Source organism: Dactylosporangium sp. NPDC000244 (genome assembly GCF_040300725.1).
Lineage (GTDB): Bacteria > Actinomycetota > Actinomycetes > Mycobacteriales > Micromonosporaceae > Dactylosporangium.
Genome location: NZ_JBEPEH010000070.1, coordinates 28131 through 41019 on the forward strand (window position 1 = coordinate 28131; position 12889 = coordinate 41019).

Below are 12889 nucleotides of genomic sequence, written 5' to 3' on the forward strand. Positions count from 1 at the left end.
CGGTGGGATGGGCTCAGGAGATCCCGAATTCCTTTCCGATGAACTCGAAGACTTCGTCGTCGGTCGCCGACTCGAGGTCGGGCGAGCCGGCCCCGTCGTCGAGGCGGCCGACCGGGGAACTGGCCTTGGCCAGCAGCTCGTACATGCGGGCGGTGAACCGGGCCCGGGCGGCGTCGTCGAGCGGCACCGCCGACAGCAGGCCCTCGAGCGCGTCGAGCTCGGTGAAGACCGGCTGGGTGGACGGGGCGGCGTCGGTGACGAGCTCCGAGCCGAGCCGCTCGGCCAGGGCGGCCGGGGTCGGGTAGTCGAAGACGAGCGTCGCCGGCAGCCGCAGCCCGGAGATGGCGTTGAGCCGGTTGCGCAGGTCGACCGCGGTCAGTGAGTCGAAGCCGAGGTCGGTGAAGAGCCGGTCGGGGTCGATGGCGTCGGCCGAGGCGTGGCCGAGCACGGCCGCGATGTGGGTGCGCACGACGTCGAGCACGACCCGGCCGCGGTCCGCCTCGGGCACGCCGGCGAGGCGCTGGCCCAGGGTCGGGCCGCCGGTGACGGCGCCGCCGTCGGCGCTGCGGCGCAGGCCGGTGCGGACCAGCCCGCGCAGGATGGGCGCGAGGGCGCCCGCCTCGGCCTGGGCCCGCAGCGAGGCCTGGTCCAGGCGCAGCGGCAGGATCGTCGCGGCGTCCAGGACGATCGCCGCGTCGAACAGCTCCAGCGCCTGTTCCGTGCTGAGCGTGGTCGCACCCTGGTCGGCCATGCGGCGCCGGTCGGCGTCGTCCAGGTGGCCGGTCATGCCGCTGGCCTGCGCCCACAGCCCCCAGCCGAGCGAGAGGGCGGGTCGGCCGGTGCCGCGGCGGTGGGCGGCCAGCGCGTCGAGGTAGGCGTTGGCGGCGGCGTAGTTGGCCTGGCCGGCGCTGCCGAACGTGGCGGCCGCGGAGGAGAACAGGACGAACGCGGCCAGGTCCTCGCCCGCGGTCAGCTCGTGCAGGTTCCAGGCCGCCTCGATCTTGGGCCGGGTGACCGCGTCGAGCCGGTCCGGAGTGAGCGCGGTGAACACGCCGTCGTCGAGCACGCCGGCGGCGTGGACGACCGCGGTCAGCGGCCGGTCGGCGGGGACGACGGCCAGCAGCGCCGCCAGGGCGTCCCGGTCGGCGGCGTCGCAGGCGACGACGTCGGCGGTCGCGCCCAGCTCGGCCAGCTCGGCCACGAGCGCGCCGGAGCCTTCGGCGGCCGGGCCGCTGCGGCTGGCCAGGATCAGGTGGCGGACGCCGTGGGCGGCCGCGAGGTGGCCGGCCAGGATGCGGCCCAGGGTGCCGGTGCCGCCGGTGATGAGGACGGTGCCGGCCGGGTCGATCGACCGCTCGGTGCGCTCGGCGTTGGCGGGCACGCGGCCGAGCCGGGGCACGAGCACCTGCCCGCCGCGGATCGCCAGCTGCGGCTCGCCGCTGTGGACGGCGGCCGCGAGCGCCTCGCCCGGCTCGTCGACGTCGACGAGCTGGAACCGGCCGGGGTGCTCGGACATCGCCGCGCGGACCAGGCCCCAGATCGGCGCCGCGGCCAGGTGCGGCGGGGAGTCGCCGGCCGCGACGGCCCCGCGGGTCACGACGACGAGCCGGGCGTCGGCCCGCCGATCGTCGCCGAGCCAGGCCTGCATCTGCCCGAGCACGTCGTGGGTCGTGGTGCCCGCGATCAGGACCACGTCGGGCGTCTCGGCGTCGATGTCGGGCAGGATGCGCGCGCCGGCCGCCTCCATCGCGGCGCAGAGCGCCAGGTCGTCGTCGCCGCGCACGACCCAGCCCGAGGTGCCGGGCACGGGGCCGGTGGGCACGGCGAGGGGGGTCCAGTCGACGCGGTACAGGGAGTCGTTGCGGGCCGAGGCGGCGCCGATGGCGTCGGCGTTCACGGGCCGCATGATGAGGGACTCGACGGTGACGACCGGCGCGCCGGTGGGGTCGGCGACCTCGAACCGGACGCCGGCCTCGCCCGCGGCGGCGAGCCGGACGCGCAGGGCGCCGGCGCCGCGGGCGTGCAGCGTCACGCCGGTCCACGCGAACGGCAGGCGGGGCAGGGTGGGGTCGCCGCCGTCGCCCATCCGGCCGAGGAAGCCGCCGATCGGCATGGCCTGCAGGGCGCCGTCGAGCAGCGCGGGGTGCACGCCGAAGGGGTCGGCCTGGCCGCGGTACTCCACCGGCAGCTCGACCTCCGCGAACACCTCGTCGCCGCGGGTCCAGGCGGCCTTGAGGCCGCGGAAGGCCGGACCGTAGCCGAAGACGGTGGACTCGACGCCGGCGTAGAAGCCGTCGGTCTCGACCGCGGTGGCGCCCGCGGGCGGCCAGACGCTCAGGTCGAACGCGCCGGCGGCGGGCCCGGACGCGGCCGGCGCGAGCACGCCGGTGGCGTGGCAGGTCCAGTCCCCACCCCGAAGCCCTTGGCCAGCCGGGGCCTGCTCCGCGGCGCCGTCGTGCGGCCGGGAGTGCAGCTGGATCGTGCGCCGGCCGTCGCCGTCGGGCGAGCCGACCGCGAGCTGCACGGCGAGCGCCCCCTGCTCCGGCACGACGAGCGGGGCGAGCAGCGTCAGCTCGTCGACGCGCGGGCAGCCGACCTGCTGGGCGGCGTGGTTGGCGAGCTCGACGAAGCCGGTGCCGGGCATCAGGATCGTGCCCATCACGCGGTGCTCGGCGAGCCACGGGTGGGTGCGCACCGACAGCCGGCCGGTGAACAGCACCCGGTCGTCGTCGGGGTACGTGACCGCGGCGCCGAGCAGCGGGTGGCCGGCGTCGAGCAGGCCGGCCGAGCCGACGTCGTGGATCGGGTTCGGCTGCGGGTCGAGCCAGAAGCGCTGGCGCTGGAAGGCGTACGTCGGCAGGTCCACCGGGGCCGCCGGGGCGAGCACGGCGGTGTAGTCGACGGGCAGGCCGATGCAGTGGGCGTGCGCGAGGTTGGTGAGCAGCCGCGTGGGCTGGTCGGCGTCGCGGCGCAGGGTGTCGAGGATGTGGGCGTCGTCGGCGATCTGCGTGAGCGCCATGGTGAGCACCGGATGCGCGGAGATCTCGACGAACGTGCGGTGCCCGGACTCGAGCGCGGTCCGCACGGCGGCCTCGAACTCGACCCGCTGGCGCAGGTTGTCCATCCAGTACTCGGCGGACATCGTCGCCCCGGCGACCGTCGAGATCATCGGGATGTGCCCGGGCCGCACGGTTATGCCGTCGAGGTCGGCGAGCACCTGCGCACGAACCTGCTCGACGCTCGGGTGGTGCGAGGCGTAGTCGACGGAGATGAGCCTCGCCCGCTCCACCCGCGACACCAGGTCCTCGACCGCGCCCACCGGCCCCGCCACGACAACCGTCCGAGGGCCGTTGACGGCCGCAATGATCACGCCCTCGGGCAGCAGCGGGGTGACCTCGTCCGCGGAGAGCGGGACCGACGCCATCGTGCCGGTGCCCTTCAGGTCTTTCAGCGCCCGCGCCCGCACCGCGACGACCCTTGCGGCGTCGTCCAGCGACAGGATCCCGGCGACGTGGGCGGCGACGATCTCGCCCTGCGAGTGGCCGATGACCGCGTGCGGCTTCACACCCGCGCGCTGCCAGACCCGGGCCAGGGCCACGCCGACGGCGAACAGCACGGGCTGGACGACCTCGACCCGGTCCAGCCAACCCGTGTCGTCACCGGTCAGCAGGCCCGCGATGTCCACATCCAGCCACGGCGCCAGAGCCAGCTGGCACTCCACGATGGCGTCCGCGAACACCGGGCACGACGAGAACAGGCCCGCCCCCATACCGGCCGACTGGCTCCCCTGACCCGGGAACACCCACACCACCCGGCCGCCCTGGCCCGCGGTGCCGGTGATCGTCAGGTCGTTCAGGCTGGCTACGAGCTCCTCGGCGGTCCGGCCCACGGCGGCCGCCCGGTGCTCGAACACCGCCCGGGTCGTCGCGAGGGACCAGGCGATCCGCTCGGCGGGCGCCGTGTGGGCGACCTCCGCGAGCCGGGCCGCCTGCTCCGCGACCGCCGCGGCGGAACGGCCCGAGATCGGCCAGACCACCGCGCCCCGCACGAGTCCGGTGACGGGAGGCGGCTCGGGAGCATCCGACGGCTCGGGCTGCTCGATGATGACGTGGGCGTTGGTGCCGCTGATCCCGAACGACGACACGGCCGCCCGCCGCGGGCGGTCCACGGACGGCCAGTCCTGGTTCTCGGTGAGCAGCGAGACCGCTCCGGCGGTCCAGTCGACGTGCGGGGTCGGCTCGTCCACGTGCAGGGTCCTCGGCAGGACGCCGTGGTGCATCGCCATGATCATCTTGATCACGCCGGCGACGCCCGCGGCCGCCTGGGTGTGCGCGATGTTGGACTTGATCGAGCCGAGCCACAGCGGACGCTCGCGCTCCTGGCCGTACGTCGCCAGCAGCGCCTGCGCCTCGATCGGGTCGCCGAGCGTCGTACCGGTGCCGTGCGCCTCGACGGCGTCCACCTCTGACGGGCTCAGCGCCGCGTTGGCGAGGGCCTGGCGGATGACGCGCTGCTGCGAGGGGCCGTTCGGGGCCGTAAGACCGTTGGAGGCGCCGTCCTGGTTGACCGCGCTGCCGCGCACGACGGCGAGGATCGGGTGGCCGTTGCGCCGGGCGTCGGCGAGGCGCTCGACCAGGAGCACGCCGACGCCCTCGCCCCAGCCGGTGCCGTCCGCGCCGGCGGCGAAGGACTTGCAGCGGCCGTCGGTCGCGAGGCCGCGCTGGCGGGAGAACTCGACGAACGCGGCGGGCGTGGCCATCACCATCACGCCGCCGGCCAGCGCGAGGTCGCACTCGCCGAGGCGCAGCGAGTGGCAGGCCCAGTGCAGGGCGACGAGGGAGGAGGAGCAGGCGGTGTCCATCGACACCGAGGGGCCCTCCAGGCCCAGGACGTACGACAGGCGCCCCGAAACGACGCTGGACGTGATGCCGGTGAGGCCGTAGCCCTCGGCGCCGGCCGGTGCGTTGCCCAGCAGCGTGCCGTAGTCCTGCCCGCTGGTGCCCATGAACACGCCGGTCGGGCTGCCGCGCAGCGCGTGCGGGTCGAGGCCGGCCCGCTCCAGCGCCTCCCAGGACGTCTCCAGCAGCAGCCGCTGCTGCGGGTCCATCGCGACCGCCTCGCGGGGGCTGATCCCGAAGAAGTCGGCGTCGAACTCGCCGACGCCGCCGAGGAACCCGCCGGCCTGGGCGTAGAACGTGCCGGGCTGGTCCGGGTCGGGGCTGTAGAGCGACTCGAGGTCCCAGCCGCGGTCGCCGGGCAGCTCGACGACGGCGTCGACGCCGTCGCGGACGAGCCGCCAGAGCTCCTCGGGGCTGCGGACGCCGCCGGGGTAGCGGCACGCCATGCCGACCACCGCGATCGCGTCGTCGCCGGTGTTCGCGGCCGCCACGACGGCGGGCCGGACCGGCTGGACGGTGCCGGCGATCTGGGCCGAGAGGTGCTCGGCGAGGTCGAGCGTGGTCGGGTAGTCGAAGATGAGCGTCGCCGGCAGCCGCAGCCCGACCGCCGAGCCCATCCGGTTGCGCATCTCGACCGCGGTGAGCGAGTCGAAGCCGAGCTCGCTGAACGCTTTGCGGGCCTCGATCGCGGCCACGTCGGCGTAGCCGAGGACCGCGGCGGCCTGCGACCGGACGAGCTCCACGAGGGCGCCGCGCCGCTCGGCCTCCCCCAGCGCCGCGAGCTGCTCGCCGAGCGACGGGCCGGCCGCGATGTCCGCGGCCGCGCGGACCTGGCCGCGGATGAGTCCCCGGTAGAGGGCCGGCACCGCGCCGCGCCCGATCTGCGCGCGCATGGCGGCCAGGTCGAGGCGGGCCGGGACCAGCGCCGGTCCCCCGGCGGCGTCGGCCGCGTCGAACAGCGCCAGCCCCTCCTCGGCCGTCATCGCCGTGACGCCGGAGCGGGAGATCCGGCTGAGATGGACGTCGTCGAGCTCGGTGGTCATGCCGCTGCGGTCGGCCCACAGGCCCCAGGCCAGCGACAGCGCGGCCAGGCCCCGCTCGCGGCGGTAGTGCGCGAGGCCGTCGAGGAAGGCGTTCGCGGCCGAGTAGTTGCCCTGGCCGGGGCCGCCGGCGGTGGCGGCGAGCGAGGAGTACATGACGAACGCGGCCAGGCGGTGCCCGCCCGTCAGCTCGTGCAGGTGCCAGGCGGCGTCGGCCTTGGAGCGCAGGGTGGCCGCCATGCGGTCGGGGGTGAGCGAGGAGATGACGCCGTCGTCGCGGACGCCGGCCGCGTGGATGACGGCGGTCAGCGGGTGCTCGGCCGGGATGCCCGCCAGCAGTGCCGCCACGGCGTCGCGGTCGCTCGCGTCGCAGGCGACGACCTCGGCGGCCGCGCCCAGCTCCGCCAGCTCGGCGACGAGCTCGGCGCTGCCCTCGGCGGCCGGGCCGCGGCGGCTGGTGAGGATCAGGTGCCGGGCGCCGCGGGTGGTGACGAGGTGGCGGGCCATGAGCCGGCCCAGGGTGCCCGTCGCGCCGGTGATGAGGACGGTGCCGGCCGGGTCGAACCCGGGGGCCGGCTGCTCGGCGGCGGGCACGCGGCCGAGCCGGGCGGCGAACACGGTGCCCTGGCGCACGGCCAGCTGCGGCTCGTCGGTGCCGAGCGCGGCGGGCAGCGCGGCGATGGTCGCCGGGTGCTCGTCGAGGTCGATCGCGACGAAGCGGTCCGGGTTCTCCGACTGGGCCGAGCGGATGAGCCCGGCTACGGCGGCGCCGGCCAGGTCGGACACGCCCGGGTCGGCGGGTGTCGCGACCGCGCCGCGCGTGACCAGGGCGAGGCGGGTGTCGGCGAGCACGTCCTCGGCGAGCCACTCCTGCAGCAGGCGCAGGGCCTGGTTCGTGACGGCGGCGAGCGCCGCGGGGACGTCGGCGGGCTCGCCGGCCACGGTGCAGGCGGCCAGCACCACTTCCGGGGCCGGGGTGCCCGCCCGGACGGCGGCGGCCAGGGCGGCCACGTCCTTGTAGCCGGGGGCGGCGACGGCGTCGAGGGTGTCGCCGAGGACCGCCCAGGTGCCGGAGCCGGTGCCGGGGGCGCCGGGGATCGGGGTCCAGTCGACGCGGTACAGCGAGTCGGTGTGCCCCGCGCCCGCGACCCGCAGCTGGTCGGCCGAGACCGGGCGCAACACCAGCTGGTCGACGGCGGCGACCGGCGCGCCGGTCACGTCGGCGACCGCGAGGCGGATGCTGTCCCGGCCGGTGGGCGTGACCCGGACCCGCAGCGCGGCGGCGCCGGCCGCGTGCAGGCTGACTCCGTTCCAGGAGAAGGGCAGGCGGCCGTACCCGACCGGCGTGCCCGGATTCTCCTCGGCGGGCGGCGGGTTGGTGAGGCCGAGCGTGTGCAGGGCGGCGTCGAGCAGGACCGGGTGCAGCTCGTAGTGGCGGGCCTCAGCGGCCGGGTCCTCGGGCAGGACCAGCTCGGCGAAGACGTCCTCGCCGCGGCGCCAGCCGGCCCGCAGCGCGTGGAAGGCGGGGCCGTAGTCGTAGCCCTGGGCGGCGAGGCCGCGGTACAGGTCGCCGGTGTCGACGGCCTCGGCGCCGGCCGGGGGCCACTGCGCGAAGTCGGACCAGTTCGCGTCGCCGGTCGCCGCCGGTTCGAGCACGCCGCTGGCGTTGCGGGTCCAGATCGGCTCGTCGGCGGTGTCGTCGGTCAGCGAGTGCAGCGTCAGGGTGCGGCAGCCGGTGTCGTCGGGCGGGCCGATCCAGAGCTGGATGTCGACCCCGCCGGACGGCGGCAGGATGAGCGGGGCCTCGAGGGTCAGCTCGCGTACCCGCTCGGCGCCCACCTGCGCCCCGGCGCGGATGGCCATCTCGACGAAGCCGGTGCCGGGCAGCAGCACCGTGTCGAAGACGACGTGGTCGGCGACCCACGGGGTGTTCTGGCGCGACAGGCGCCCGGTGAACAGCACGGCGTCGGCCTGGGCGACGGAGACGACGGCGCCGAGCAGGGGGTGCTCGGCGGCGCGCAGGCCGATGGCGGCGGGCTCGCCACCCATGCCGCGGCCGGGGCGGGGCCAGTAGCGCTGGCGCTGGAACGCGTACGTCGGCAGGTCCACCCGGCGCGGCGCGGTGCCCTCGAAGACGGCGTCCCAGTCGACGGGGACCCCGTTGACGTAGAGCCCGGCGAGCGCGGCCAGCAACGCGGCGGCCTCGTCGCGGTCGCGCCGCAGCGAGGCGACCACGACCGCGTCTTCGGACGGCAGGTGCGGTACCAGAATGGCGTCCGGCCCGACCTCGACGAAGGTGTCGACCCCTTCGGCGCGCATGGCGGCCACGTTGTCGGCGAACAACACGGTGCCACGCACATGCCGCACCCAGTAGTCGGCGTCGAACTCGGCGATCAGCCCACCGGTGACGTTGGAAACGATCGGAATCTGCGGCGCGTTGAACGTGACGGTGTCGAGGACCGCGCGGAACTCGTCCAGCATCGGCTCCATCAGCGCGCTGTGGAACGCGTGCGAAACCCTCAGGCGGCTGGTGCGGATCCCGGGGAACTCGGGCAGCAGCTCGGCCGGACCCGACAACACCCACGAGTTCGGCCCGTTGATCGCCGCCACCGACACGCCCTCAGGCACATCCTCGACCGGAGCACCAACCGCCAGCATCCCCCCGCCGGCCGGCAAAGCCTGCATCAACCGAGCCCGAGCCGCCACCACCTTGCACGCGTCTTCCAGCGACCACACCCCGGCCACATACGCCGCGACCAGCTCGCCGATCGAGTGACCGCCGACCACTGCCGGCTGGAGACCCCACGCCTTCAACTGCTCATACAGGGCAACCTCGATCGCGAACAACGCCGGCTGCGTGATCTCCGTTTCGTCGACCCGCTCATCCGGCAGCTCACCGAAATGCGACCGCACCTCGGCGTACACCCGCTGGAACACCGGGAAGTCACGCAGCCCGGAACCCATGCCCGCCCGCTGGGCGCCCTGGCCCGAGAACAGCACGCCGACGCGGCGGCCGGGCGTCGCGACGCCGGACACCGCGCCGCTCAGGGTGCTCAGGCCCGCGGCGAGGGACTCGCGGTCGGCGGCAAGCACGACCGCGCGGTGCTCGAAGGCGGGGCGGGTCGCGACCGAGGACCAGCCGACGTCCAGCGCGGACGCGTCGCCGGGCAGCGACCCGGACCAGCGGGCGGCCTGCTCCGCGAGGGCGGCGGCGCTGCGGCCGGACACCAGCACGGGCACGACCGGCAGGGTCGCCGTGGCCTCGGGCTGCTCCGCCGGGGCGTCCTCGGGGGCCTCTTCCAGGATCAGGTGGGCGTTGGTACCGCTGACCCCGAACGACGACACGGCGGCCCGGCGCGGGCGTCCGGCGCGCGGCCACTCCTGCGCGTCCGTCAGCAGGGACACCGATCCGGCGGTCCAGTCGACGTGCGGCGTGGGCTCGTCCACGTGCAGCGTCTTCGGCAGCACCCCGTGGCGCATCGCCATCACCATCTTGATGACCCCGGCGACGCCCGCGGCGGCCTGCGTGTGCCCGATGTTCGACTTGATGGAGCCCAGCCACAGCGGGTGCTCGCGGTCCTGGCCGTAGGTCGCCAGCAGCGCCTGCGCCTCGATCGGGTCGCCGAGCGTGGTGCCGGTGCCGTGGGCCTCGACCGCGTCGACGTCGGCGCCCGCGAGGCCGCCGTTGGCGAGGGCCTGGCGGATCACACGCTGCTGGGCGGGGCCGTTCGGGGCGCTCAGGCCGTTGGAGGCGCCGTCCTGGTTGACCGCGCTGCCGCGCACGACGGCGAGGATCGGGTGGCCGTTGCGCCGGGCGTCGGCGAGGCGCTCGACGAGGAGGACGCCGACGCCCTCGGACCAGCCGGTGCCGTCGGCCGCGGCGGCGAACGCCTTGCACCGGCCGTCGGCGGCGAGGCCCCGCTGGCGGGAGAACTCGACGAACGCGGCCGGCGTGCACATGACGGTGACGCCGCTGACGAGGGCGAGCCCGCACTCCTGCTGGCGCAGGGCCTGGGCGGCCAGGTGCAGGGCGACCAGCGACGAGGAGCAGGCGGTGTCGACGGTCACCGCGGGGCCCTCCAGGCCCAGGGTGTAGGCGATGCGGCCGGCCACGACGCTGCCGGCGTTGCCGGTCATGAGGTGGCCCTCGAGCCCCTCGGCGGCGCCCATGACGACGGCGCCGTAGTCCTGGCCGGTGCTGCCCGCGAAGACGCCGGTCTGGCTGCCCTGCAGCGACAGCGGGTCGATCCCGGCCCGTTCCAGGGCCTCCCAGGAGGCCTCGAGCAGCCACCGCTGCTGCGGGTCCATGGCGAGGGCCTCGCGCGGCGAGATCGAGAAGAACGCGGGGTCGAAGTCGGCCATGCCGTCGACGAAGCCGCCCTGGCGCGCGTAGGAGGTGCCGAGGGTGTCGGGGTCGGCGTCGTACAGCGACTCGAGGTTCCAGCCGCGGTCGGCCGGGAAGTCGCCGACCGCATCGCGGCCGTCCGCGACCAGGTCCCACAGCTGCTCGGGCGAGGCGACGCCGCCGGGGAACCGGCAGCTCATCGCGATGATCGCGATCGGCTCCTGCCGGCCGGACTCGACCTCGCGCAGGCGCTGGCGGGCCTGGTGCAGGTCGGCGGTGACCCGCTTGAGGTACTCGAGGAGCTTCGCCTCGTCAGCCACGGCCCGTCAACTCCTTCGTCAGCGCCGTTCTCGCGATGGCCATCACGACACCCCCAGCTCGCGGTCGATGAAGTCGAACAGCTCGTCCGGCGTCGCCGACTCGATCCGCTCGGTGACCGTCCCGTCCCCGGCGCCGTCCTCGGCGTTGACCGCGGCGAGCAGCGCGTGGAGCCGCTCGGCGATCCGCGCCCGGGCGCTGCGGTCGGGCGCGGCCCGGGTCAGCGTGGCCTCGAGCCGGTCCAGGTCGCCGAAGACCGGGTTGTCGACCGCCACGGCACCGTCGAGGACGAGGGCCCGCACGAACTCGGCCAGCAGGACGCAGTTGGGGTAGTCGAACACGACGGTCGCCGGCAGCCGGACCCCGGCCGCGGCGATCAGCCGGTTGCGCAGCTCGACCCCGGTGAGGGAGTCGAAGCCGAAGTCGCGGAAGGGCCGGTCGACCTCGATCGCCTCGGGCGAGGCGTGGCCCAGGACCGCGGCGGCGTGCCCGCGCACCAGGTCGACGACGGCCTGCTCCCGCTCGGCGGGGGCGAGGCCGGCGAGCCGGGCACCGAGCGCCGGGCCGCCGGCGGCGTCCCCGGCCGGGTCGGCGAGGGCCTGCCGGGCCTGCGGGGCGATCCGGCCGAGCAGCGGGCAGGGGCGCACGGCGACGAGGCCGGGCACGAACCGCTCCCAGTCGATGTCGGCGACCACCGTGACGGCCTCGCCGCGGCCGAGGCTCTGGCGCAGCGCGGCCAAAGCCCGCTCGGCCGGCAGTCCGGTGACGCCGCTGCGCTTGCGGCGCTCCTCGACGACGGCGTCACCCGCGGCCATGCCGTCGACGGCCCAGGGGCCCCAGGCGACGGCGGTCGCGGGCAGGCCGCGGCGGTGCCGGCGCTCGGCGAGCGCGTCGAGGAAGGCGTTGGCCGCGGCGTAGCTGCCCTGGCCGGCGCTGCCGATCTCGGCCGCCATCGCGGAGAACAGCACGAACGCGCTGAGGTCGTGGTCGCGGGTGAGCTCGTCGAGGTTGAGCGCGCCGACGGTCTTGGGCCGCAGGACGGCGCTCACGCGGTCGGCGGTGAGCCGGTCGAGGACCCCGTCGTCGAGGACGCCGGCCGCGTGGAAGACGGCGGTGAGGGGCAGGTCGGCCGGGACGGCGGCGAGGACGGCGGCGAGCGCGTCACGGTCGGCGACGTCGGCCGCGGCGATGGTGACCCGCGCGCCGAGGGCCTCCAGGCGTTCGATGAGGGCGGCCGCGCCGGGCGCGCCGGGCCCGCGGCGGCTGAGCAGCAGCAGGTGTTCGGCGCCGCGTTCGGCGAGCCAGGCGGCCAGTTCGGCGCCGAGCGCGCCGGTGCCGCCGGTGACCAGGACGGTGCCGCGGAACTCGGGCTCCGCGTCGGCGTCGGGCTCGACGGCCGCGGCCCGCACGAGCCGCCGGCCGAGCAGCCCGCCGCCGTCGATGGTGAGCTGGTCCTCGCCGTGCGCGCCGGTGAGCGCGGCCCACACCAGGTCCCAGCCGCGATCGTCCGGCGTGGACGGCAGGTCGATCAGGCCGCCCCAGCGCTCGGGGTGCTCGAGGGCGACGACCCGGCCGAGGCCCCAGATCGCGGCCTGCTCCGGGTCGGTCTCGGCGCCGCGGGTGAGGCACCACAGGGGGGCCGCGACGCCGGCCGCGCCGAGGGTCTGCACGAGCGCGAGGGTCGTGGTGAGCGAGTCCGCCACGTGCAGGACCCCGTCGAACACCACGTCGGCCGGGATGTCCGAGCCGGGGCTGAGCACGTGCGTCCGCGCGCCGCGGCGCTCGAGCTGCTCGGCCAGGCCGTCGTCCGGGCCGGCCGCGACGATCAGCCAGGTCGAGGGGCCGGTGGTCGGCTCGGGGCGCGGGATCGGGTCCCAGGCGATGCGGTACGCGAGGCCGTCGGTCACGGCGCGGGCCTCCCGGCGGCGGCGCCAGTCGGCGAGGGCGGCGAGGTCCTCGCGCTCGACGGCGGCCCAGAAGTCGGCGTCGAGGCCGTCGGCCGCGGCCGGTTGCTGCGGGGCCGGGGTGGGCCAGAAGCGTTGCTGCTGGAAGGCGTACGTCGGCAGGTCCACGCTCGCCGTGTGCGGCAGCACGGTGTCGAAGGTGACGGGGTGCCCGAGCGTCCAGGCCTTCGCGAGGTTGGCGAGCAGCCGGGTCGGCTGGTCGGCGTCGCGGCGCAGAGTGTCCAGCACGTGCGCGTCGTCGACGATCTGCGTGAGCGCCATGGTGAGCACCGGATGCGCGGAGACCTCGACGAACGTCCGGTGCCCGGACTCCAGCGCGGTCCG

At 76.0% G+C, this 12889-nt stretch carries 2 protein-coding genes; both read right to left on the reverse strand.

Features of this window, described 5'->3' with window-relative positions:
- Positions 1-13: 13 nt before the first annotated feature.
- Positions 14-10603, reverse strand: a complete 10590-nt coding sequence (locus ABT369_RS54785; protein WP_350626167.1) for a type I polyketide synthase — start codon at positions 10601-10603, stop codon at positions 14-16.
- Positions 10604-10645: 42 nt separating this feature from the next.
- Positions 10646-12889 (reverse strand): type I polyketide synthase (locus ABT369_RS54790; protein WP_350626169.1); only part of this gene is annotated, 2244 nt, incomplete at its 5' end.